The organism is Acinetobacter guillouiae CIP 63.46, from assembly GCF_000368145.1.
Classification (GTDB): domain Bacteria; phylum Pseudomonadota; class Gammaproteobacteria; order Pseudomonadales; family Moraxellaceae; genus Acinetobacter; species Acinetobacter guillouiae.
This window is the reverse complement of sequence record NZ_KB849283.1, coordinates 397178-420843: the sequence shown is the minus strand read 5'-3', so window position 1 is coordinate 420843 and position 23666 is coordinate 397178. Positions and strand designations below refer to the sequence as shown.

The window sequence follows — 23666 nt, the reverse complement described above, 5'->3', positions numbered from 1 at the left end:
TCCCCATGCAAAGTGTTATATTTTATCGTGTGATCTATTGAATAATGAAGGCTAATTAGCACTTTTAATGCATTTTTTTACTTAATTATCACTTTAAGGGCTATCAAATTCATTTTGCATGGTTATAATCAAACTATCCTTTCAATTAAATACATGTGTACACTTTATTTGAACTGAGTGGAATATGCAGACAAAACAAATAGCTAAATACCCTTTAGGTGCGCATTTAATCGTCAAAAATTTTGGCTATAGCCATCATGGAATCTATGCTGGAAAAGGTCGTGTTATACATTATTCTGGGCTGGCACATTTTGTAAAAAAACGCCCAATCGAAATCACTTCACTTGAAAAATTTTCACATGGTAAAGTGATCCGTGTCCGTTACTATGATCAACCTAAGTTTTCTGGTCGTCATGTAGTTCGACGTATGCGTACACGCATGAACGAAAACAGCTATCATTTGATTATCAATAATTGTGAACATCTGTGTAGTTGGGCAATTACAGGGGTTGAAAGTAGCCCTCAAGTGGTAAAAATGATGAACCGTTTAACCACGATTGGCTATATCAGTTCAATCATGACCTATATGAATGGCTTATTTTTAACAGTTGCAACCACCTGTTTTGCTTTGGTTTTATATATAAAAATGAAACTCAGGGCTCAGTCAAAATTAAAACTTCCAACCTATTTATCACTTAAAGAACAGCAACCTAAAAAGTAAAATACTCAACTAGGTTGTTCACATGACCTTAGGCAAAGCCCTGATTTTAAATCACCATTAAAATGGTGGAAATTTGTCTTCAACCAATTTGAGTTCTAATCCGTGTTCCAAATAAGCTTTTAAACCATCCAGCACTGTGGTGAATCCCCCAGTTGCATCGATAATAAATTGAATCAGTTCAGAGCCTTGCAACGAAATATCGTAATTTCTAATTTTTAAATAGGTGTGCTCGGAGCTGATTTCTTCAAATATAAAATCTACCGATGTTTTGGGTTCACCCCAAGTAATTTGAATCAATTTATTTTCAATAATGTTAAATACCATAACCTTTGAGCTGACTTGATACTTATCCCAACTCCATTGCACAATTTTGCCTTCTTTTAGGGGTCCTGTAGAACGACTAAACCAGAATTTTGAAGTAATTTCAGGATCAATAAATGCATTAAAAACCGCAGATACGGGTTTACGAATTAACATTTGAGTTTCAATGGTTGGATTCATTCTTATTACTCTTCTAAGCTTATATAGAACTATATGGATAACAAAGTGATACTGATAACATAAGTGCTATGTAATCAGTATCATGTTTTTGTTAACAAATTTAACGAATTAGTTTTGAATAAGTGATGATTCAACTATGCTCTGATAGCGCTCTGAAAATTGACCATTCCAATACGGGTAATATGGATATGCTGGATGAACCGCACTGACTTGATTTAAACGCTGTAATTGTGAATCCGTAAGCACTAGATCTTTTGCGATTAGATTATCTTGCAGTTGTTGTTGATTTCGAGCACCAATCAGTACAGTAGACACTGTAGCTCGTGTTAACAGCCATTTTAAAGCAATTTGTGGGACTGAATATCCCGTGTCTAATGCAATCTGTTTTAATGCGTCTATTACTTGATAGAGATATTCTTCGTTTACAGGTGGCGCAAATTGTGCTGTTTCATGTAAGCGACTATTTTCAGGCAAAGGATGCTTACGATCAAACTTACCTGTCAAACGTCCCCATCCCAAAGGACTCCACACAACAGCACCAATATGCTGATCATGATTTAAAGGCATCAGTTCCCATTCATAATCCCGACCTATCAATGAATAATACACCTGATGTGCCACCATTTTTTCATAACCATAACGATCTGCAATCGACTGCGCTTTCATCAATTGCCAGCCTGAAAAATTAGATGCCCCGATATAACGAACTTTTCCGCTTCGGACCAATTCATCTAAAGTTTTCATAAGCTGATCTAGCGAAGTAAAGCTATCAAACTGATGTAACTGTAAAACATCGATATAGTCTGTATTTAAGCGTTTTAACGATTGTTCTACTGCATGAATTAAATAATGACGACTCAATCCGACCTGATTCACTTGTTCATTGCTACGAAGCGCAACTTTAGTTGAAATAATCGCATTGTGCCGATAAGGTGCTAATGCAATTCCAAGCATTTTTTCAGATTCACCGTCTGAATACACATCGGCCGTATCAAAGAAATTAATTCCTGCATCTATACATGTGGTAATCATTTGATTGGCTTCTTTTTGCCCTGCTTGTCCCCATGCAGAAAATAGAGGACCTTTTCCTCCAAGGGTTCCAGCACCAAATCCCAACTCAGATACTTTTAAACCAGAATTGCCTAAAAAATTATATTTCATGATCATTCACCTTGATTGAATAATGTGTCTCATCACAAAATAACAACTTGGTATTATTTTAAAAATCAGGATAATGAGGAATTACTTTTTCGATTTTATGGAAAATGAATACACAAGACTTCCAATTCTTCTTACGTGTCGCAGATTTAGGTTCAATCAGCCAAGCGGCAAAAGAAGCCAATATTGCAGTTTCAGTGGCAAGTCAACGAGTGCAAAGGCTTGAAAATCAGCTCAGTCTTAAACTTTTTTATCGCACGACACGGAAATTGAGTCTGACCGAAGAAGCCAAAATATTGATTGAGCAAGGACGTCCACTACTCGATAGTTTCCAGACATTAACCGAAAATTTAAAGCTTCAAGATCAAAAACTTTCAGGAAGCATCAATATCACGGCTTCCGCAACCTTTGGAACACAGATACTGGTTCAGGTTATTGCTGAGTTTTTAAAACAACACCCTGAATTATTAATCAATTTAGATTTAAATGACCAAAATGTAGATCTTATTACCCAAGGTATGGATCTTGCGATTCGCATTGGCAAACTACAAGATTCTTCTTTCATCGCAAAACCATTATCTATCAATAAACGCTTACTTTGTGCTGCACCTGAATATCTCGCTAAATTTGGTATCCCCAAACGTTTAGAAGATTTACAACAACATCGTTGTATCGTGCAGCGTCATCAACAAGGCATCAGCAATACATGGAACTTTCTGGATCACAGTAACCCAAATAGAAGATTAGATATCCAGGTAAATGGATATTTTATTACCAACTCAGGCGAAGGGATTCGTCAGGCATCTTTGGCAGGGCTCGGCATATCCAATCACTCGCTTTGGCATGTCAAAAACGATTTAGATTCAGGAAAACTGGTTCATGTGCTTCCTGATTTTAGGGTAGAACCCACTGCTATTTATGCTGTTATTCCAGATAAAAAATTAATCTCTGATAAAGTAAAAGTTTTTATTGAGTATTTACAGGATTACTTTAAAGAATTCTAATGATGATTTGGCTAACGTTATCCGTTATTCCAGATGACAAACATAATCTACAACTTCGCTGGATTGCAGACTAAAACGGCTATTTGCAGGAACAGTAAAAGACTCTCCAGAACTGTAAACTTCCATTTCTTCTTGATCTGCTATCCGAACCAAGCATTTTCCAGAGACAATCTCAATGCGCTCAGTCACATGAGTTTCAAAAGTTAAAGGTTTCTCTGTGGGTAAAATTACCCCCAATGTTTTCTTCGAACCATCTTTGCATTCGATAAGATAACTGATTGATCGCCCTTTATAATGAATATTAGGTTTAATATGGACCGTAACAAAATCAAATTGGGAAGACATATATTTGTCCTGATTATTATTTGTGCATTTACTATATCGCTTTTCTATAGTATTCCTCAATCAATTTTAAACAGTATAAAAAAACCTAGCCGAAGCTAGGTCTTAAATCATGATTTTATTCAGGATTGAATAAAATTATTTACCCGGTTTAAAGCTATCTTTCAAATCTAAGACACGGTTAAACACAGGTTTATCTGCCGTATGATCATATTGATCCGCAACAAAATAACCCTCACGCTCAAACTGGAAACGATCTTCTGGTTGCGCTTGGGCCAAAGCAGGCTCGATCACCGCTTGAAGTACCGTTAAAGATTCTGGATTTAAATTTGCCAAGAAATCATCATCTGCATCTGGTGCAGCTTCAGTGAATAAACGATCGTAAACACGAACCTCAGCAGGAATCCCTTTCGACGCAGAAACCCAATGTACAACGCCTTTCACTTTACGACCTTCTGGGTTTTTACCTAAAGTTTCAGGATCAATTGAACATTTCAACTCGATCACTTCGCCATTGGCATCTTTAATCACTTCATCACACTTAATCACATAAGCATGGCGTAAACGTACTTCACCCTCAGGAACTAAACGTTTAAAACCTTTTGGTGGAACTTCTTCAAAGTCTTTACGATCAATAAAAATTTCAGAGGTTAAAGGAATAATACGATCGCCCATATCTACATTTGGATGACGTGCATGGCTTAAGTCCAAATCTGCTGGCAAGTTAGTCAAAGTTACTTTCAGCGGATTTAAAACAGCCATACCACGTGCTGCTGTATTTTCAAGAGATTGACGAATACAGAACTCAAGCATAGCCACATCAACGATACCGTCTGTTTTAGACACGCCTACACGCTTACAGAACTCACGTAACCCTTCAGGGGTAAAACCACGACGACGCATGCCCACCACAGTTGGCATACGCGGGTCATCCCAACCATGAACATAGTTACCTTCTACCAATTTACGTAATTTACGTTTAGAGGTAATCGTATAGTCTATATTTAAACGGCTAGATTCATACTGACGTGGAACTGATTGTGAATGCACTTTTTCAACCACCCAATCATAAAATGGACGATGGTCTTGAAACTCTAAGGTACATAATGAATGGGTAATCCCTTCAATCGCATCTGACAATGGATGAGCATAGTCATACATTGGGTACATTTTCCATTTATCACCCGTTTGGTGATGTTCTGAATGAAGTACACGATATAGAATTGGATCACGCATATGTACATTTGGTGATGTCATATCAATTTTGGCACGTAATACTGCTTCACCTTCGGCCAATTCACCATTGTTCATTTTTTCAAAACGAGCAAGGTTTTCTTCAATAGATGCATCACGATAAGGTGAGTTTTTACCTGGCTCGACAAAATTACCACGGTTAATTCTAATTTCTTCTGGGCTTTGTAGATCTACATAAGCATCGCCCTGTTTGATCAACTGAACTGCCCAAGTATGTAATTGGTCAAAATAGCTTGATGCATAGCGAGGTTCGCCATTCCACTCAAAACCTAACCATTTTACGTCATTGGCAATACCATCAACATATTCTTGTTCTTCAGCATCTGGGTTGGTGTCATCAAAACGCAAGTTACACAAACCATCGTATTCTTGAGCGATGCCAAAATTTAAGCAAATAGCCTTTACATGACCAATATGTAGATAACCATTTGGCTCAGGTGGAAAACGTGTAACAACCTTTTGTGTACGGCCCGCTGCCAAATCTTCTGTAATGACTTGGCGTACAAAATCTAAGCCCGCTTGTTGTTCTTGCTGCGCATTATCGACAGGGCTTGGACTATTTGTCGGGGTTTTTGGCAGTTCTGAAACAACATCATTTGGCTTCATAGTTGATAAATCACTTCTAAAAGTTAAAATTGAATATAGAAAATGTGATTTTATCCTTTTTTAACAAAAGAATTTCACATTTTTACTTGCTATGTAGTTTACAGTTTGCTTATGCTTCTCTCAACCAAAAACCCATGACATTTTAAGTCATGATTAGGAGATTATAGAATGAGTTTTCCTCAAGTCGAATTAAACACCAACAAAGGACGCATTGTTCTTGAACTTAACTCTGAAAAAGCACCAAAAACTGTTGCTAACTTTTTAGAATATGTTCGTGATGGTTTTTATGATGGCGTAATCTTCCATCGTGTTATTGAAGGTTTCATGATCCAAGGCGGTGGTATGGATGAAAACTTCAAAGAAAAAACCACACGTGATTCAATTGAAAATGAAGCAGACAATGGTTTAAGCAATGATGAAGGTACGGTTGCAATGGCACGTACTCAAGCACCTCACTCTGCTTCTGCACAATTCTTCATCAATGTCAAAAACAACTCTTTCCTTAATCATACAGGCAAAACTGCTCAAGGTTGGGGTTATGCAGTGTTTGGTAAAGTAACTGAAGGCTTAGACATTGTTGATGCAATCAAAGGTGTTCGTACAGGTAACCGTGGTTATCATGCTGATGTTCCTTTAGAAAACATTGTGATTGAATCTGCAAAAATTATCTCTGAATAATTTATAAATCCTCCCGAAGCTGACTTTTAAATAAAGGGATACTTTTCCCCTTACAAAGCAAGCTTGGGAGGAGTTATTAAATAGGAAAAATAAGTGACCTATCTGTTTATCGCTGATTTACATTTGTCACCAGAACACCCTCGACTGGTTCGAGGGTTTTTTGATTTATTAGAACACTATAAATATCAAAATACGCAACTGTTTATTCTCGGTGACTGGTTTAATGCTTGGATTGGGGATGATTATACTGCGCCTTGGTTAGATGAAATTATTGAGCATCTAAAACAATTTTCCTTGCAAGCTGGTAATCAAATTTATTTTCAAGTGGGTAACCGTGATTTTGCTTTAGGGCAGACATTTTTAAATCAGTTTAATGGTAAATTACTTCCTGAATTTTATACATTTAACATTGGTGATAAAAAATTTCGTCTTGAACATGGCGATGCTTTATGTACCGATGATATCTCTTATCAACGATTTAAAAAAATTATTCGCAATCCGATTGTATTGGGACTTTTAAAAAGCACCCCACTTGGTTTTAGACAAAAACTTGCCAATGGTTTCCGTAAAAAAAGCCGTGAGTCTCAACAAAATAAATCCTATGAAATTATGGATGTTAACCAACAAGCTATTGAAAAAGCAATTAATAATGTCGATCTGTTGGTTCATGGTCATACCCATCGCCCTGAAATTCATGATGTAAATGGTAAAGCTAGAATTGTTTTAGGGGATTGGCGTGAAAAAACATCTGAAGCAATGATTTTAGAAGTGGATGAAAATGCGGATTGGAAATTTATTAGATGGACAATTTCAGATAAAAATCACTTTACCGATTGATTAAAAATCATGATTTTTCACCTTTATTTACGTTTTGAAGATTCACATTTCGCGATTTTAGCATACAATATATCGAAAATTTACGATATATGAGATCTCCTTATGGATGTATTAAATGTAGCAAAAACACGTTACACCACAAAAGCTTATGATTCTTCTAAAAAGATTCCTCAAGCACAATTTGCACGTTTACTTGAAATCCTGCGTTTAACCCCATCGTCAATCAATATCCAGCCTTGGCATTTTTTTATTGCTGACAATGATGCAGCTAAACAACGTATTGCTAAAGCCTTAGTCGGAAAATATAGCTACAACGCACCAAAGGTTTTAGATTCATCACATACGATTTTATTCTGTACCAAAGCAGATATTACAGAACAGCACCTGAGTAATTTACTTCAGCAGGATGATCTCAGTGGCCGCTTTAAAGATGACAAGGCTAAGCAAGGTCAAAAAGACAGTCGTACAGGCTATGTCTCTTATTATCGCAATGAAAAAGGTGATATTCAGCGCTGGGCGGAAAATCAAACCTTTATCGCACTGGGTCAAATGCTATTAGCTGCAGGTATTGAAGGTATCGATGCAACGCCAATCGGTGGTTTTGACGAAGATATTCTGACTGAAGAATTAGGCTTAATTGAAAAGAATTTGGTCCCGTCTGTGATTATGACACTCGGTTATCGTAGTGATACTGACTTTAATGCAAAATTGCCCAAGTCTCGTTTGACCCAAGAAGAAGTCTTTACTCGTCTATAACGTTTAAAGTGCTTGCTTCCACTCAATAAGTGCTGTGGGGCACATCACGTCCCTCAGCATTGAATCATAAGCATATTTTGTTAAGAGGAATCACTTTCACAGGCATCCATAAATTCATTGATTAATGCACTTGGATTGGCTCTTTTGGTCCACGAAATGGGTTCTTCATAATATTCAAGCTCATGAATAATGACTGGAAGATTTTTCCCAAATGTATCTTGAAGAATATTTTCAGAAAATAATTGCTGAACCATTTTGATTATTTGTGTAATAAACAATTGAGCAAACTGCTCGCCTTTTTCTAAAAGTTCATTAAATAGCGCATCATCTTCTTGTTCAGCATATTCCATCTGTTTTTGAGAATAATAAAATGGCGTTTGCTCAAACCATTGTGCCAAAAGCTGATCATTCTCTCCACCAATATCCCAAGACGGTTCTTGTAACCAATAGGCATAATTCCATTTCGCTTCAGCTTGACTCGAAGCTTCAGAAATTTGCGCTTGAAACTGTTCATTGGTATTAAAGTTAAGTTCAACTTTGGGAAAACAAGGTTCATCGTCGTCACAATAATAGTACAAGGCCAAGGCGTACACATCATGATAATTTTGTGCAATATATTGAATCGATTCAACTAACTTTGCATAACTCGTTTCATGCCAGTGCTTTTGCGTTGTTGATTCTATATTCATAACACACCTAATTATTTTTACCAGCACTCTGGTGGATATGGACATTCACCAGAGTGCAAATACAAAAATATTGCCTAGATGATTAAATCGGATGCGAGCTTGCAATTTCCTGACTAATCATCACAGCTGTTGCAGCAGACAACGTCCAGCCTAAATGCCCATGCCCTGTATTGTAAAATACCCGTTCACGTTTTCCACGTTTTACCACAGGCATCATATTCGGCATCATCGGACGTAATCCCGCCCACGGGATACAATGCTCGGTTGAAATATCGAAATTCTTATTAACCCAATCTGTTAAAGGTTGGATACGATCTGAGCGGATATCTCGATTATAGCCATTAAATTCAGCAGTTCCAGCAATACGTAAACGATTAGCGCCTAATCGTGACGTGACGATTTTCGCACTTTCATCGAGCAAGCTGACCCAAGGTGCGCCATTGATACTTTTTTCATCATCCAATTGTACGGTGATTGAATAGCCTTTTACAGGATAAACATTCACACGATCGCCCAATTGATTGGCCAATTGGTAACTGCCAACACCACCACAAATCACCACGGCATCTGCACTGAGTTGTTCGATTGCTACTGAGCTGCCTTCCATATTTTCAACACTTGAGTGGTATTTAATATTCACCCCGTTGGCTGTGTGCTCTACATCAACAACTTCCATACCAAATAAATATTTTACCCCATATTTTTCAGTGGCTTTGGCAAGTCCAGTAGTAAATTTATGGATATCACCAGTTGCATCACCTGGGCAATAAAAACCACCATAGTATTCACCCATTAAACTCGGTTCGATGGATTTAATTTCTTCATTGGTCACTGCATGGCGTTCTAGACCACCTTTACATAGCAATTCATTTACACTAGTTGCAACTTTATAATCATATTCCGAATGATAGAAATGCAAGATGCCTCGTTTTTCTAAGTCAAAATCTATCCCTTCTTGTTCAGCAATATTAAATAGCCTTTGACGTGCTAAAAGTGCCATTTTCACTGTATTTTGAGTATTTTCTTCATAGTGTTTGATGTTGCCAAGAAATTCGACCAGCCATGCATACTTGTGCAAATCAAAAGACGGATTGAGCAATAATGGTGCATTTTTTTTTGCCATCCATTTGATGCCTTTTAACACGGTGGATTTTTGATTCCACACTTCAGCATTACACGCAGACAATTGTCCACCATTGGCAAATGATGTTTCCATAGCAGGAAATAAATGTTTATCAATAACAGTAACTTGATAACCTAATTGAGAAAGTTCATAGGCAGAGGTAACACCTGTAATACCAGAACCAATAATGACGACATGACACATACGCACACTCCGTTGAAATGCAATATTTTTTTATTACATTGTCAATGTATGCCCCATCTGTCATGTGTACCTGAGAGCTTCGATAAAAACCTAAACTATTTAGGCCTTACCATCCCCTTCGGTGAGTCATTTCTTTTTTGTTTTCAATAGAATGACTTCTCTCCAGAGGTTTTACAATGATTACAGTCCTTTTGCCTGAGAGTTTCCGGGGTCGTTGCTCCTTCGGCGAGTCCGCAAGAGACTTCTCTCCTGCAATCATCTTTCCTTGTATTAGCAATTAATATGCCATGAATTTGTTCGAATACAAGTAAAATTGTTTAATTATTCTCTAATTTTTAAATCAAGTTCTTCAAATAGGTTTGGAAATAACTTGATCAGCGACTCTCGCGTTGTTGTTGCTTGATTCAAATCAGCGCCATACTTTATCAGTAATTGAAAAAGCTGTCGGACATCTTCCAAAGTTGCAACTGACAATTGATGCTGATCAAACCGTCTATTTTCAACATCTAAACAAGCTCTATGCAGCACTGTATTACCTTTACTGTCTTGAGAATTTACATCAGCACCTTTTTCAATCATTATTTCTAATAACATAAGTACAGCATCAAAATTTTCTTTCTTCCCACGAATTTCTATTTGACTTTTTTTAATTTTATCCCACGGATCAATTGGATACTCAAAGCGAGCCAATGCCACAATTGCCATCACAGCATCATGTAATACAGGCATATTCCAAGTATTAACTTCCGATTGATCCATATAATTAACATCTGCGCCATGTTCAATAAAAAATCTCACAGCCCATATGTTGAAGGTTTTAAATGCAACTTATAATGGAGATAAACCATCATCTTTCTTCGGAGGTGCTTTAGCAACACAATTGACCAATTCAGGCTTTTTCTCAATCAGTCGTTGAATATTTTCAATTTCCCTATATCTAATGGCTGTAAACAACGCTTTCATTGTTATTTTCCTATTTAATCATGCTTTAAAATAAGATTAATGGTTTTTATATGTTCCAAATCATCAGGATATAACTCAACATTGCGCATACTATGATTTTGTCGATTTAATATCCCGATTTGTTCATCCTGATAAAATTCTTGATTCATCTTTAAACCATTCACGATACAATTTGCAATGTAATCTTGTTGTCCTTGAAATGACGGAATGTTATTTAATCTTTTTGATATTTGAATTCTAACGTCTAAAGTCTGTTGAGGTTCAACACCCAGCATTGCTAACAATAGTAAGAAATGCTGATCATTCAATTGAAAACTCAGAAACTCTTCTAGCGTAAAAAACCATGCTTCAAAGTGCCCACCCAGATTGCCTATGTATAGATCATTAATATAATAGTTGATCTGCTCTTGAGCAAACTGGATATATACCCGAATATCCGCACTAATGGAAAATTGATAATTTCGAATGCTATTATTTTCACTGGGTAGAAATGATTGATACCACGCGGCTAATTCTTTGTTATATGGATCTAAGCCAACCGCTTCCTGAATCGCCTCATCTAAATTCAGCTCCTTTTCTTCATCAAAACCACGAAATAAAAGCAGAAACCAATGCCAAAAATGCACATTGGAAAATGAAATTTCTTGTTCCGCGACTTGGTGATTTTGATTCATCTCGCCTTAACAATCGTCTTAGTGATTTACTGAGTCATATCGGAACACATTCAAATCATCATATTCAATTTGTGGTGTGGTTCCAGAAATAATATCGGATAATAATTTTGCTGAACCACATGACATAGTCCAACCTAAAGTTCCATGCCCTGTATTGGTATATAGATTTTGATACCTTGTTTTACCAACAATCGGTGTGCCATCTGGTGTGGCTGGTCTTAAACCCGTCCAGAAATGTGCATCTGATATGTCACTTGCATTTGGAAATAGTTGTTGTAAAACCATAAGCAAAGTGTCTTCACGGCTAGATTTTAAAGAGCGATCAAAACCATTAATTTCAGCCATCCCCCCTACACGAATTCGATCATCAAAACGGGTTAAGGCAATTTTATAAGACTCATCTAGGATTGTAGAAACAGGTGATAGTGCAGGATCAACAATTTTGGTGGTGATCGAATAGCCTTTTAATGGGTATACAGGTGCATCTATTTCCAATTGTTTGAGCATTTCATGACTATAACTGCCCAATGCCATGACATAAGCATCTCCCTTGATTTTGCTACCATCTTTCAAGTGAATCGCGGTAATCCGTTCAGCATCTTTTTCGATTGATTCGATTACCGTATTAAATAAAAAATTGACCCCTTGTTTGGCTGCAAGTTCTGCCAACTCTGTTGTAAATTTTTGGCAATCGCCTGTCTGGTCATTGGGTAAACGCAAACCACCAACAAAATCGACTGTAGCATGGGCTAAAGCAGGTTCAGCCTTGATGACCCCAGCTTTATCCAGCAACTCAAAGGGTACACCTTCATGTTTTAAAACTTCGGTATCTTTGCCTGCCACATCCAATTGATGTTGTTTACGAAAAAGTTGTAATGTGCCTAGTTGACGTTCATCAAAATGAATCTTGGTCTCTGCACGTAACTCATCCAAACAGTCACGGCTATATTCAGAAATTCGTACCATTCGCTCTTTATTGATCTGATAGCGATTGATATTACATTCAGCCAACATACGGACCATCCACTGATACTGATGCATATCGCCTGTTAGCTTAATCGCCAATGGTGAATGTGGTTGAAACATCCATTTAAACGCTTTTAGTGGAATACCTGGTGCAGCCCAAGGTGATGCATAACCCGGAGAAATCTGCCCTGCATTGGCAAAACTGGTTTCTAAAGCCACATTGGGTTGTCGATCAATCACAGTGACTTCATGACCTGCTTGTTTTAGATAGTAGGCGGATGTTGTACCAATAACACCTGCCCCCATGATGATGATATGCATACTGAACCGAACCTTATACGAATTAATCGTCTTATAATAAAAATGATGTAGTTAGAGAAATAATTTATATGACTATTTTAATTTAGCACTTAGAACAGATTTAGCAATACCGATTTGATGTTGAAATGTCAGCTTTAATTCAACTTTAAATAGATAAATCATTCACAATATCACATGATTTTTAAACTATTAGCAAGCTATAGTCAAACCATCTAATTATTCATAAAAGTGATTTCTATCAAGTCACTGATGATAAATAAAGCTTATGTCTTTTGAAACTAAAGCTCCCTCATCCTAGCCTTCTCCCTTTGGGCATAGGTATCTACACATCTTTTGTTAGAGACTCTAATGCAATTTCAGCAATCAGCTTAAGGTCATCAACCGAATGTTCAGATAATAATTGTAGTGTATTCAGTAATATTGACAGACCAGCCAAGATTGCTGGAGCACTTTCCCTTGTTCCTCTTTTTTGTTGCCTTCCTGATAGACGTGTTAGAAAGACTCTAACTCTTGAATTTTTCTCATCATTTTCTCGCTGTATTCGCCAAGTTAATACACATGCCATACTTGCAATTAAGAGTCGTCTTAATATCGCTTGCGGAGTTGTTTGTAGCCATGACTCAATGTCATGGCCCGCCTGTTTTAACAACTTAAAATAGTTTTCTATTTTCCAACGCCAGTAATACCAAGTTGCCAATTCTATACTTGGTATTTCTGATGGTACATTACTTAATAAGCTCCAACGAGAAAGTGATTTTCCTTGCTTATTTTTAACTTCAACTACAATCAGTCGAACGGTTAATGACTTTCCCTTTTGTGGTGGAATTCTTTTTCCCGTTTCGTCTTTTTGCATTGGTCTTGCATTACGCGTAATACTGATTTGAGTTTCACCAATATAAAGTTGTTCGCAATTCCCTTTATATTGAATTGTATGGGTTTGTGTAGTTGGTATTTGGTCTGATACGTCTCTTAACTTAACATCTTCTCCTTGATATTCAACACGATTTCCTTCTTTACCTCGAATAAGAAATAAATGTTCTTGTTGATTCAATAACCTAAGATGAGCAATTGAATCTCCTTCACGATCAATAATATGTACGAGTTTCTTTTCTATTGGTAAAGACTCAATATGTTCGATTTGTTCACATAGTGCGTTTAAATGGGTTTCTTTTATTTTATGCCCATCAGTAAATGTTGAATAACGTTCAGTAGCATCACATAAAGTTTGATCTAATGGTGCAATGGGTAAACCGGTTTCAGCATCAATTAATAAACTGCTTTGTAATTCATAGCCTTTGTCACTTGCATGTGTTCTTTTGAATCTACTTAACTTGTTGTTATGTTTTAAATATTGTAGTTGAGACCAATCATGAGCAACTAAGGCATAGTGGTGATTCGATAGAGCGATTTGTTCAAGCGCAAGTTTTTGAATAGGCTGATTGAGTTGCTGAAATGAAACGTTTTCGTTATTTAAGAAACGCCAGACTGCTTGGGTGGTAGCAAAGCTAGTCTTTTGGGTAGAGGCAATATCTTTAAGCGCTGGGGCTAATGAAGCAAGTGGATTCATATTAAGTTTTACAAGACGTCCGTAGCGTTTAACTAATCGGTTATCTAAGTGTGGAATGTTAAATTGGAGAGCATGCTCTCCAATTTAACTTAAATAGATTTAATTGTGTAGATACCTATGCCCACAGGGAGAAGAAACTTTCAATACCAATATAATTCACTCTACATGATCATTTTTTGATTTATGAAAGATCTTTATTAATGAGGAGAAATTGTATTTTTGTATCTGAATTTTTGACAGGTTGACTATATAAGGGGCTTAAGTTTAAAAAAAAGTTTGTGTTTTATGTTTGATACTATCCTTCTCTTAAAAAAGAGAAGGAATAGCTTTAGATTGAGAAATTATAAATTGCAAAGATTTTATTTATGCGTATGGATAGACATAACAATACCAAAACTCGCTAACAATGCAATTACGGCTGATCCACCATAACTCATCAGCGGTAATGGATCACCAGTTACAGGTAAAATCCCACTGACCATACCCGAGTTTACAAATACATAGAAAAACAAAGACAAACCAATCGTACCTGCCAATAAACGGCCATAGTTATGGAAGCTGCTTAAGCTAATGATCATACATCTAAAAATCATTGCGGTATAAAGTGCAAATAAGAAGAATACCCCAATAAAGCCAAATTCTTCTGCATAGGTCGACATAATAAAATCAGTATGATGTTCAGGTAAATAACCCAGCTGAGACTGTGTTCCTTCTAAGAATCCACGCCCTGTCATTCCGCCTGAACCAATCGCAATTTTAGATTGGATAATGTTCCATCCTGCACCAAGCGCATCTGACTCAGGGTCAAATAAGGTCATAATCCTTTTCTTTTGATAAGCTTGTAATACAAAAGTCCAAATTAAAGGAAAAGCCAGTGCCAATGCCGCTAAGGTCCCAATAATTAGAGTCCACGACATGCCACTTAAAAACAAAGCAAACACACCACCAATCACGATACCAATTGCCAAATCTGGCTGTAACAACGCCAATACGAAAGGCACCATCATGATGACCAAGGCAATTACAATATGTTTAAACTTAGGCGGCAACGGGTTACGTGCAAAATACCATGCCATCATCAGTGGCATGGCAAACTTCATAAATTCGCTGGGTTGCATACTGCCAATCCCGGGAATAGTCAGCCAGCGCTTTGCGCCTAATCGAACATCACCAACCAATAAAACCAGAATCAACAACAAAATTGCAAACAAATAAAACCAAGGACTAATCGCTTGATATACTTTTGGTGGAATTTGTGCACAAATAAAAAGCAGAACAAAACCAACACCGAAACTCACGGCTTGTCGAATGACCATAGACATATCTTCAGAAGATGCGCTATAGACCATCAATAAACCCAAAATCGCATTGATAATTAAAAAGCCCAATAACCAAGGATCAAGGTGTAGTTTGTCCCACCTTGAAACTTTTTGATTAATACTTAAACCATCTCTGACTGATTGACGTAAAAACTTATACTGTGGCGATGGTGTCATGAATACAAATCTTAAACCTAGTTTAATCTGGTCAAATTATAGAGATAAATAGCGGTTGAGAAAATCAATCAATGCATAATTATTTTTATTTTCGTAGTTTTATTGCTGCGATTGCAAAATTAACTTGGCCAACTCCAAATCATCTGGATAAGTAATTTTAATATTATCAGAACGCCCCATGACCACTTTGACAGGTTCATTGATATATTCCAATGCACTCGCCTCGTCTGTAATGACAATATTATTCGCTAAAGCTGCTTCGATTGCAGTTTTAAGCTTTGAAAAGGTAGAAATTTGTGGTGTCTGTGCTTGCCACAATTGATCACGACTTACTGTTTTATTGATATCCTGCTGATTTTCAACACACTTCAAAGTATCTCTTACAGGAATTGCAAGAATTGCACTGCTGTTCAGGTTTATTGCGGTATCGACTAAGTTTTCAAGACATTGCTGTGTCACACAAGGACGCGCAGCATCATGTACAAAGACCAAATCATCGGCTTGCGCAAATTGTTCTAAATAACGCAACGCATTTAAAACCGAATCAACACGTTCTGCACCACCCAAACAAAAATGGCTCAAATGTTTATTTTTTAATGGCAATGTTTGCGCATAATGGTCTTGCTCACCAACAGCGAGTACATAACCCGCAAGCGGTAAATCGTTTAGACGCGCTATGGTATGCGCTAACACTGTTTGATTTTGGATGACTTGGTATTGTTTAAGTTCGGTTTTTGAAAAACGACGACCTGAGCCAGCCGCAGGAACAATTGCCCAAATTTTACGGTTGTTCTGGCGCAGGTTCGTTGTCATCTTCATTGGTTCTTAAATCTACACTTGGATCGGTATAAATAGGTTTGTAATGGGTACTAATTGTACTCATCTGTACAAAAGTTTCATGTGGCTTAACTAGACCGAGGTCTAAACGTGCATGTTCTTCTATGGCTTCAGCACCATTTTTTAGATCATACACTTCGGCAGCAAGAATTCGGTTGCGTTCTTTTAACTCAGCATTGACTTCAGCTTGCTGTTCAATTTGCTGTAGTAAAGCTTGATGAGGGAAATGACCACCCTCACCGAACCAAAAGCGATATTGTAATACCACAACGATTAAAATCGCGAGTACTGCAATCACTTTACTTGAAGTTGTTTTAAAGACTTCTAACATGGATTTGCGTCTTGAGTAACAGCATTAAATTAAGATGCTAATATACATCAAATATTTTGTATGAAGAACACTAAACTATGCGAAAACTGCAAAACTAGAACAAAATAACTTTTCTTTCTTTATAAAAAATAAGTGGGTGATCAATAATCTACTTTGTAATTAAAAATCTAAAAATTATCTTTATGCTAAAAACTCACATATCGCGATATTATTTATTATAAATTTTCTTTTTCAATAAACTAAGTTAATTAAATTCTTACCTTAAATTTTATTATCAATCAATTACATAATATTAAATTTCACTTAAAACATACTATTCATGATTATTTTTTAGCGTATAAAAAAGCCATTCCCTATATCAAATAAAAGAATGGCTTTTTTTAATTTAAATCAATAAAAGATATTAATTTAAACCTTTAAACTCAGCTTTACCGCGATAAGCAGCATGAGTCAATTCTTCAATACGAAGCAATTGGTTATATTTTGCAACACGGTCAGAACGGCAAAGTGAACCAGTCTTGATTTGACCTGCTGCTGTACCCACTGCAAGATCCGCAATTGTAGAATCTTCAGTTTCACCTGAACGGTGTGAAATCACAGTGCTATAACCATTCGCTTTAGCAAGATAGATTGCATCTAAAGTTTCAGACAAAGTACCGATTTGGTTGTATTTGATTAAGATAGAGTTACCTACTTTCTCATCAATACCACGTTGTAAAATCTTAGGGTTTGTAACGAACAAATCGTCACCGACCAATTGGATTTTATCACCAAGGATAGAAGTTAAATAGCTCCAACCTTCCCAATCAGACTCATCTAAACCATCTTCAATTGAGATAATTGGATATTGTTTAACAAGGCCAGCAAGATAGTCAGCAAATTGGTTGCTTGTGAATGCTTTGTTGCCTTCACCCGCAAGAATATATTGACCATTTTTGTAGAATTCTGAAGATGCACAATCAAGCGCAAGCATAATATCAGAACCAGCTTTATAACCAGTTGTTTCAATTGCAGAAAGAATAACAGTAATTGCTTCTTCATTTGAACGTAAGTTAGGTGCAAAACCACCTTCATCACCAACTGCTGTATTTAAACCTTGCTTTTTCAATACAGATTTCAAAGCATGGAAAATTTCAGCACCAGCACGCAAAGATTCAGCAAAAGATGTGAAACCTACAGGCTCAATCATGAATTCTTGAATATCAACAGTGTTGTCCGCATGTGCGCCACCGTTCAAGATGTTCATCATTGGAACAGGCATAGACAAAGTTGTTTGACCACGAAGATCTGCAATGTATTGGAACAATTCAGTTTTCTTCTCAACAGCAGCTGCACGTGCAGCCGCCAAAGATACAGCCAATGTTGCATTTGCACCTAATTTTTCTTTGTTTTCAGTGCCATCAAGCGCAATCATTTTGTCATCAAGCGCTTTTTGTTCAAATACGTTTTGACCTTTTAATAAGTCTTTGATTTGACCATTTACGTTTTGAACTGCAGTGCGAACACCTTTACCTAAGTAACGTGATTGATCACCGTCACGAAGTTCTAAAGCTTCACGAGAACCAGTTGAAGCACCAGATGGTGCACATGCACGGCCAACAACGCCAGAGTCTAGGATTACGTCTGCTTCGATGGTTGGGTTACCACGAGAGTCCAAAATTTCACGTGCACGAATGTCAACGATTTGGCTCATGAATAATTCCTCAGTTGATTAAAAATAAGATGCTTTCTAAGCGCATCAATGTGTATCTAACTTTTTGAAACCTTTAACTAAGGTATCCAATTCTTTTAACTGTGCTAAAAATGGCTCAAGCTGTGACATACGTAATGCACAAGGACCATCACATTTTGCATTTTCAGGGTCTGGATGACTTTCTAAAAATAAACCTGCAAGCCCTGTTGCCATACCCGCACGTGCTAAGGTCGTGATTTGCGCACGACGACCACCTGCTGAATCAGCACGACCGCCCGGTGTTTGCAATGCATGCGTGACATCAAAAAATACTGGCACATTCATTTCTTTCATGATGTCGAAACCCAACATATCAACAACTAAGTTGTTATAGCCAAATGACGTACCACGTTCACACAAAATGAGCTTGTTATTACCCGCTTCTAAACATTTGTTTAGAATATGGCTCATTTCACGAGGAGAAAGGAATTGTGCTTTTTTGATGTTGATAATGGCTTGAGTTTTCGCCATTGCTTCAACCAAATCAGTCTGACGACTGAGAAATGCAGGAAGCTGGATAATGTCAGCAACTTCAGCGACAGCTGCAGCTTGGTGAGGTTCATGAACATCGGTAATAATCGGAACATTAAAATGCTTTTTAATGTCGCCTAACCATTCGATGCCTTTTTCCAAACCGGGGCCACGGAACGAATGTAAGCTTGAACGATTGGCTTTATCAAAACTGGCTTTAAATACATACGGTATCTCTAAACGAGTACAGATATCGACATACGTTTCTGCAATTTCAAAAGCCAAGTCTTTCGACTCAAGTACGTTCATGCCGCCGAATAATACAAATGGCAAGTGATTTGCCATTTGTATATCGCCTAAACGTACAATTTCTTGTGGTTTTAATTGTGACATTTAAACTTCCTAGTTTAAGTTCTTACATACTTACTTGCTGTTTTGGTGCTGCTTTTTAGCGGCATCGATAAAACTCGCAAATAATGGATGTCCATCACGTGGTGAACTTGTAAATTCCGGGTGGAATTGTACAGCAATAAACCAAGGATGTTCAGGAATTTCTACAGTTTCAACAAGATGTTGCGCTGTAGAATAACCCGAAATTTTCATACCTGCCTGTTCAATTGCAGGAATAAAACGATCATTCATTTCATAACGGTGACGATGACGTTCAGTAATTTCAGCTTTGCCGTAAACTTCACGTGTTTTAGTGCCTTCAACCAATTCTGATTTTTGTGCACCTAAACGCATTGTGCCACCAAGGTTTGACTCAGTACTACGATGCTGGATTTCACCACGTTCATCTAACCATTCAGTAATTAAACCAATCAATGGGAATTTTGTTGAACGATTAAACTCTGTAGAAGTCGCTTCTGGCATAGCAGCAACATGACGAGCAAATTCAATCACGGCCAATTGCATACCTAAACAAATACCCAAGAAAGGTACTTTGTTTTCACGGGCATATTGAATTGCCTGCATTTTGCCTTCAGTACCACGTTCACCAAAACCGCCAGGAACCAAGATTGCATCGATACCTTTTAATACTTCTGCAGGATTTTGGCTTTCAAGCTCTTCAGCATTGATATAGTCAATTTGAACTTTGACCCGATTTTGAATACCCGCATGTAAAAGTGCTTCATTGACAGACTTATATGCATCTGGCAATTCAACATATTTACCGACCATCGCCACACGAACTGTGTACTCTGGATTCAATAATGCTTCAACCACATGATCCCAATCCGAAAGATCGGCTTCAGGTAAGCTGTCATAACCAAAGCGTTCACAGATTAAATCATCAACGTTTTGTTCATAGAATGTACGTGGGATTTGATAAATTGAACGTGCATCTTTACACACCACAACAGCACGCGCTTCAACGTTTGTAAAGAGTGCAATTTTACGGGTGGTATCTGCGTCAACATCATGTTCAGTACGACAAATCAGAATGTCTGGTTGAATACCAATCGACAATAATTCTTTAACAGAATGTTGAGTTGGTTTGGTTTTAAGTTCAGCAGCAGACTTGATATAAGGTAATAAAGTCAAATGCATCAACATGGTACGTTTATGACCAAGCTCAACCATCAACTGACGTACAGATTCCATGAATGGGAGAGATTCAATGTCACCTACTGTGCCACCGATTTCCACAATGGCAACGTCATAACCTTCGCCTGCGCGAAGAACACGTTCTTTAATATTATCCGTAATATGTGGAATAACTTGTACTGTACCGCCGAGATAATCACCACGACGTTCTTTATTTAAAACGTCTTGATAAACACGACCTGATGTAAAGTTATTTAATTTGGTCATTTTGGCACGACGTAAGAAACGCTCGTAATAACCCAAATCTAAGTCAGTTTCAGCACCATCTTCTGTGACAAATACTTCACCGTGCTGGAATGGGCTCATAGTCCCAGGATCGACATTAATGTATGGATCCATTTTGACCATGGTTACTTTTAAACCACGGGCTTCTAAAAGTGCAGCAACTGAAGCAGCTGAAATACCTTTACCTAGTGATGATACAACACCACCAGTTACGAATATAAAATGGGTCATTAAGTTTCTCGTACAATGGAGCCTAAATTGGCCTACAATGTTGTGCGATTTTACTTTACCTTGTACCAAGAAAGCAAAGTCAATTCACATCAATTCATAGAACAATAAACAATTGGCTATTCTATCAGCATTTCCAATAAAAAATTAGCACTTGATAAGGTGATTTTTAAATATCATTTTGCTGTTATACTAAGTAACATCTCTTTAATACCTTTTGTTTTGAGTCATTATGAATAAGAAATTTTTAATTTGTGGTGCAATTGCGACAGCGCTTTTGGTATCTGCTTGTGTAAAAAAAGAAGAGCCTAAAGAAGCTGAGCAAGAGAAAGTTGAAACTGCTCAACCTGCGACTTCTGAACCGACACAGTTTGAAAGCTTACCAAGCGTTGAACAGAATAATGCACAACAAGTCGAAATTCCGGCACATGTAGAAGTTGAACGCACAGAAACAGCAAATACAACCACAGAAATTCGACGCGAGCCAACGCATGAAGCCCATGCAACTATGCCAAGTGCACAAGCGGAAAGTAAACCTGCTGCAACTGAGGCGAAGCCTGCAAAAGCAGAGTCAGTAAAAACTGAAACTGCACAAACCAAAACACCAGCACCAAAAGCAAGCTCTGGCTCAGCACAATCTGAAGATGATGCTGTTGCCGCTGCCATCGCTGCTGCTACACCAGCTTTGAAAAACTAAGATTTTGCATCGCTAAAAAAAGGGAAATTATAATTTCCCTTTTTTTATAACTCTACATAAGTATTAAGTTGCATATGCCATATGAAACTTAATTTCTTATAATAAGTCATGAATGAGTTTAATTGTACCTTTAGCTTTTAAAAACTAAGCCGCATGTTGTTTTGGCTGAACCATATTATGAACAGCAAGTACATCTGCTAAAATTTCATCTGAAAGTAATCCCTCAGCTTTGATCAAAGCCAAAACACTCTCACCCGATTCATTTGCCATCTTTGCAATTCGTGTAGTGGTTTCATAACCTAAATATGGGTTTAGCACGGTAATGATACCAATTGAGTTATCCACTAAATGCTGACAATGCGCCGCATTGGCACGAATATTTTGAATGCATTTTTCATTCAGCATTTGCATCGCTTTGCCTAATAACTCAATAGATTCAAATAGTTTAAGCGCAATTAATGGTTCAAACGCATTTAATTGTAGTTGACCACCTTCTGCAGCCAAAGTAATTGCTAAATCATTTGCAATAATTTGATAGCACGCCAAATTCATCGCTTCAGGAATTACTGGATTTACTTTTCCTGGCATGATTGAACTACCAGGCTGACGTGGTTCCAATTGTATCTCACCTATACCAGTACGCGGCCCACTCGATAACAAACGTAAATCATTAGAGATTTTAGACAACTTTGTTGCAGTACGTTTGAGTAAACTTGATAAAAGTACAAAGTCACCCATATCTGTAGTCGCTTCAATCAAATCAGGCGAGCTTGAAATGTTTTTACCGGTGATTTCTGATAAAGCTTGAATCGCATTTAAGCGATACTCAACCTCGGTATTAATCCCCGTACCGATTGCAGTCCCACCTAAATTAATCACACTAAGTGAATCTGGCATAATATGATTTAACTTTTGCAAATCATTTTGTAAGGTATGCGCAAAAGCACTAAATTCTTGCCCTAATGTCATCGGTACCGCATCTTGTAACTGAGTACGTCCCATTTTCAAGATATCAGAGAACTCTTCAGCTTTGCGACCTAGGCTTTCAATTAGTTTTTGAAACGGTACGTTGAGATGATCCAATGCAAATAATAGACCTATTTTTATTGCACTTGGGTATACATCATTGGTCGATTGAGACATATTTACATCGTTATTGGGATGTAGATATTGATATTCGCCTTTTGCATGACCAAGAAACTCTAATCCAATGTTTGCAATAACTTCATTTGCATTCATATTTGTAGAAGTTCCTGCCCCACCCTGAATCATATCAATAGGGAATTGATTATGGTATGAACCATTTATTAATTGCTGACATGAATGCCGAATCGCTTTATATTTATTTTCTTCAATTTTATTTAATTTAAAATTAGCCTCTACACAAGCAGACTTCACCATAGCAAGCGCTTGAATAAAAATAGGAAAATGACTTAATTTATGCGCACTTAGGTTAAAGTTCTCAACCGCTCTTAATGTTTGTACACCGTAATAGCAATGAAATGGGACTTCTTTCATTCCCAATAAATCTTTCTCAGTTCTCGTTTTAATTTCAATGTTCATTTGCAATGTAACTCTACGAAGATAATCAATTCATCTTAGGTGAAACAATCTAAACTTGACCAATGTAAAAAAATATATCTGTATGCATTTTTTGCATATCACTTGTTATACTTT

The 23666-nt window shown here is 37.2% G+C and carries 24 protein-coding genes and 1 riboswitch; of the genes, 6 read left to right on the top strand and 18 right to left on the bottom strand.

Translation table 11 applies throughout. From position 1 onward, the window contains the following. Positions 1-184: 184 nt before the first annotated feature. The gene (locus tag F981_RS07000) at positions 185-721 is read left to right on the top strand and encodes a lecithin retinol acyltransferase family protein (RefSeq protein WP_004719973.1); all 537 of its coding nucleotides are present in this window, start codon (positions 185-187) and stop codon (positions 719-721) included. Positions 722-778: 57 nt separating this feature from the next. On the opposite strand, the gene F981_RS06995 is transcribed toward F981_RS07000, so the two are convergent. Then, positions 779-1222, bottom strand: a complete 444-nt coding sequence (locus F981_RS06995) for an SRPBCC domain-containing protein (RefSeq protein WP_004719972.1) — start codon at positions 1220-1222, stop codon at positions 779-781. Between the two features lie 108 nt (positions 1223-1330). Continuing rightward, positions 1331-2383, bottom strand: coding sequence for an aldo/keto reductase (locus F981_RS06990; RefSeq protein ID WP_004719971.1), 1053 nt, complete (start codon positions 2381-2383; stop codon positions 1331-1333). Between the two features lie 104 nt (positions 2384-2487). Between F981_RS06990 and F981_RS06985 the strand changes: the two genes are divergently transcribed. Continuing rightward, on the top strand, positions 2488-3384 hold the full coding sequence (locus F981_RS06985; protein ID WP_004719965.1) for a LysR family transcriptional regulator: 897 nt from the start codon (positions 2488-2490) through the stop codon (positions 3382-3384). A 24-nt stretch (positions 3385-3408) separates the two neighbouring features. Here F981_RS06985 and F981_RS06980 read toward each other — a convergent pair whose 3' ends face one another. After that, positions 3409-3729, bottom strand: coding sequence for a pyrimidine/purine nucleoside phosphorylase (locus tag F981_RS06980; RefSeq protein WP_004719963.1), 321 nt, complete (start codon positions 3727-3729; stop codon positions 3409-3411). Between the two features lie 135 nt (positions 3730-3864). Next, positions 3865-5586 carry a glutamine--tRNA ligase/YqeY domain fusion protein gene (locus F981_RS06975; RefSeq protein WP_004719961.1) on the bottom strand — a complete coding sequence of 574 codons (1722 nt, stop codon included), beginning with the start codon at positions 5584-5586 and terminating at the stop codon, positions 3865-3867. A 168-nt stretch (positions 5587-5754) separates the two neighbouring features. Here F981_RS06975 and F981_RS06970 point away from each other — a divergent pair, with 168 nt between their 5' ends. The 3 genes from F981_RS06970 to nfsB all read left to right on the top strand — a co-directional run bounded on the left by F981_RS06970 (position 5755) and on the right by nfsB (position 7857). After that, a complete protein-coding gene (locus F981_RS06970; RefSeq protein WP_004719959.1) occupies positions 5755-6264 on the top strand; it encodes a peptidylprolyl isomerase in 510 nt (169 codons plus the stop codon). Between the two features lie 93 nt (positions 6265-6357). Beyond that, positions 6358-7101, top strand: a complete 744-nt coding sequence (locus F981_RS06965; protein ID WP_004719957.1) for a UDP-2,3-diacylglucosamine diphosphatase — start codon at positions 6358-6360, stop codon at positions 7099-7101. A gap of 102 nt (positions 7102-7203) precedes the next feature. Beyond that, entirely contained in the window at positions 7204-7857 is a 654-nt protein-coding gene (gene nfsB / locus F981_RS06960) for an oxygen-insensitive NAD(P)H nitroreductase (RefSeq protein WP_004719955.1), read from the top strand. 80 nt (positions 7858-7937) lie between these two features. On the opposite strand, the gene F981_RS06955 is transcribed toward nfsB, so the two are convergent. From F981_RS06955 to F981_RS06900, 13 genes are all read right to left on the bottom strand, one after another. Continuing rightward, positions 7938-8546, bottom strand: a complete 609-nt coding sequence (locus F981_RS06955; protein ID WP_004719951.1) for a DUF4303 domain-containing protein — start codon at positions 8544-8546, stop codon at positions 7938-7940. Positions 8547-8628: 82 nt separating this feature from the next. Beyond that, the gene (locus F981_RS06950; RefSeq protein ID WP_004719949.1) at positions 8629-9873 is read right to left on the bottom strand and encodes a D-amino acid dehydrogenase; all 1245 of its coding nucleotides are present in this window, start codon (positions 9871-9873) and stop codon (positions 8629-8631) included. 173 nt (positions 9874-10046) lie between these two features. Continuing rightward, positions 10047-10135: riboswitch (glycine riboswitch) on the bottom strand. 59 nt (positions 10136-10194) lie between these two features. Beyond that, positions 10195-10632: an ankyrin repeat domain-containing protein gene (locus F981_RS06945; protein ID WP_016539729.1), complete on the bottom strand. Its 438-nt coding sequence runs from the start codon at positions 10630-10632 to the stop codon at positions 10195-10197. Positions 10633-10701: 69 nt separating this feature from the next. Beyond that, a complete protein-coding gene (locus F981_RS24330) occupies positions 10702-10836 on the bottom strand; it encodes a hypothetical protein (RefSeq protein WP_004719945.1) in 135 nt (44 codons plus the stop codon). A gap of 14 nt (positions 10837-10850) precedes the next feature. Further along, positions 10851-11510: an Imm19 family immunity protein gene (locus tag F981_RS06940; RefSeq protein WP_004719944.1), complete on the bottom strand. Its 660-nt coding sequence runs from the start codon at positions 11508-11510 to the stop codon at positions 10851-10853. Between the two features lie 18 nt (positions 11511-11528). Beyond that, entirely contained in the window at positions 11529-12797 is a 1269-nt protein-coding gene (locus tag F981_RS06935) for a D-amino acid dehydrogenase (protein ID WP_004719943.1), read from the bottom strand. A gap of 322 nt (positions 12798-13119) precedes the next feature. Further along, positions 13120-14364 carry a hypothetical protein gene (locus tag F981_RS06930; RefSeq protein ID WP_004719941.1) on the bottom strand — a complete coding sequence of 415 codons (1245 nt, stop codon included), beginning with the start codon at positions 14362-14364 and terminating at the stop codon, positions 13120-13122. A gap of 359 nt (positions 14365-14723) precedes the next feature. Then, positions 14724-15860 carry a rod shape-determining protein RodA gene (gene rodA / locus F981_RS06925; protein ID WP_004719936.1) on the bottom strand — a complete coding sequence of 379 codons (1137 nt, stop codon included), beginning with the start codon at positions 15858-15860 and terminating at the stop codon, positions 14724-14726. A gap of 99 nt (positions 15861-15959) precedes the next feature. After that, a complete protein-coding gene (gene ispD, locus F981_RS06920) occupies positions 15960-16679 on the bottom strand; it encodes a 2-C-methyl-D-erythritol 4-phosphate cytidylyltransferase (protein ID WP_004719934.1) in 720 nt (239 codons plus the stop codon). Next, complete coding sequence (gene ftsB / locus F981_RS06915; RefSeq protein ID WP_004719933.1) at positions 16642-17028, bottom strand: cell division protein FtsB; 387 nt, start codon at positions 17026-17028, stop codon at positions 16642-16644. The genes ispD and ftsB overlap by 38 nt, the downstream gene beginning before the upstream one ends. 403 nt (positions 17029-17431) lie before the next feature. Next, complete coding sequence (gene eno, locus F981_RS06910; protein ID WP_004719930.1) at positions 17432-18721, bottom strand: phosphopyruvate hydratase; 1290 nt, start codon at positions 18719-18721, stop codon at positions 17432-17434. Between the two features lie 45 nt (positions 18722-18766). Next, positions 18767-19624 carry a 3-deoxy-8-phosphooctulonate synthase gene (kdsA, locus tag F981_RS06905; RefSeq protein WP_004719923.1) on the bottom strand — a complete coding sequence of 286 codons (858 nt, stop codon included), beginning with the start codon at positions 19622-19624 and terminating at the stop codon, positions 18767-18769. A gap of 30 nt (positions 19625-19654) precedes the next feature. After that, on the bottom strand, positions 19655-21295 hold the full coding sequence (locus tag F981_RS06900) for a CTP synthase (RefSeq protein ID WP_004719920.1): 1641 nt from the start codon (positions 21293-21295) through the stop codon (positions 19655-19657). 229 nt (positions 21296-21524) lie between these two features. On the opposite strand from F981_RS06900, the gene F981_RS06895 reads away from it, so the two are divergent. After that, entirely contained in the window at positions 21525-21989 is a 465-nt protein-coding gene (locus tag F981_RS06895; protein ID WP_004719918.1) for a hypothetical protein, read from the top strand. Positions 21990-22133: 144 nt separating this feature from the next. On the opposite strand, the gene F981_RS06890 is transcribed toward F981_RS06895, so the two are convergent. Next, on the bottom strand, positions 22134-23552 hold the full coding sequence (locus F981_RS06890) for an aspartate ammonia-lyase (RefSeq protein WP_004719917.1): 1419 nt from the start codon (positions 23550-23552) through the stop codon (positions 22134-22136). Positions 23553-23666: the final 114 nt, after the last annotated feature.

Coding starts and splice junctions, on each gene's coding strand:
- F981_RS07000 (WP_004719973.1), top strand. CDS start 185: ATGCAGACAAAACAAATAGCTAAATACCCTTTAGGTGCGCATTTAATC.
- F981_RS06995 (WP_004719972.1), bottom strand. CDS start 1,222: ATGAATCCAACCATTGAAACTCAAATGTTAATTCGTAAACCCGTATCT.
- F981_RS06990 (WP_004719971.1), bottom strand. CDS start 2,383: ATGAAATATAATTTTTTAGGCAATTCTGGTTTAAAAGTATCTGAGTTG.
- F981_RS06985 (WP_004719965.1), top strand. CDS start 2,488: ATGAATACACAAGACTTCCAATTCTTCTTACGTGTCGCAGATTTAGGT.
- F981_RS06980 (WP_004719963.1), bottom strand. CDS start 3,729: ATGTCTTCCCAATTTGATTTTGTTACGGTCCATATTAAACCTAATATT.
- F981_RS06975 (WP_004719961.1), bottom strand. CDS start 5,586: ATGAAGCCAAATGATGTTGTTTCAGAACTGCCAAAAACCCCGACAAAT.
- F981_RS06970 (WP_004719959.1), top strand. CDS start 5,755: ATGAGTTTTCCTCAAGTCGAATTAAACACCAACAAAGGACGCATTGTT.
- nfsB (WP_004719955.1), top strand. CDS start 7,204: ATGGATGTATTAAATGTAGCAAAAACACGTTACACCACAAAAGCTTAT.
- F981_RS06955 (WP_004719951.1), bottom strand. CDS start 8,546: ATGAATATAGAATCAACAACGCAAAAGCACTGGCATGAAACGAGTTAT.
- F981_RS06950 (WP_004719949.1), bottom strand. CDS start 9,873: ATGTGTCATGTCGTCATTATTGGTTCTGGTATTACAGGTGTTACCTCT.
- F981_RS06945 (WP_016539729.1), bottom strand. CDS start 10,632: ATGGATCAATCGGAAGTTAATACTTGGAATATGCCTGTATTACATGAT.
- F981_RS24330 (WP_004719945.1), bottom strand. CDS start 10,836: ATGAAAGCGTTGTTTACAGCCATTAGATATAGGGAAATTGAAAATATT.
- F981_RS06940 (WP_004719944.1), bottom strand. CDS start 11,510: ATGAATCAAAATCACCAAGTCGCGGAACAAGAAATTTCATTTTCCAAT.
- F981_RS06935 (WP_004719943.1), bottom strand. CDS start 12,797: ATGCATATCATCATCATGGGGGCAGGTGTTATTGGTACAACATCCGCC.
- F981_RS06930 (WP_004719941.1), bottom strand. CDS start 14,364: ATGAATCCACTTGCTTCATTAGCCCCAGCGCTTAAAGATATTGCCTCT.
- rodA (WP_004719936.1), bottom strand. CDS start 15,860: ATGACACCATCGCCACAGTATAAGTTTTTACGTCAATCAGTCAGAGAT.
- ispD (WP_004719934.1), bottom strand. CDS start 16,679: ATGAAGATGACAACGAACCTGCGCCAGAACAACCGTAAAATTTGGGCA.
- ftsB (WP_004719933.1), bottom strand. CDS start 17,028: ATGTTAGAAGTCTTTAAAACAACTTCAAGTAAAGTGATTGCAGTACTC.
- eno (WP_004719930.1), bottom strand. CDS start 18,721: ATGAGCCAAATCGTTGACATTCGTGCACGTGAAATTTTGGACTCTCGT.
- kdsA (WP_004719923.1), bottom strand. CDS start 19,624: ATGTCACAATTAAAACCACAAGAAATTGTACGTTTAGGCGATATACAA.
- F981_RS06900 (WP_004719920.1), bottom strand. CDS start 21,295: ATGACCCATTTTATATTCGTAACTGGTGGTGTTGTATCATCACTAGGT.
- F981_RS06895 (WP_004719918.1), top strand. CDS start 21,525: ATGAATAAGAAATTTTTAATTTGTGGTGCAATTGCGACAGCGCTTTTG.
- F981_RS06890 (WP_004719917.1), bottom strand. CDS start 23,552: ATGAACATTGAAATTAAAACGAGAACTGAGAAAGATTTATTGGGAATG.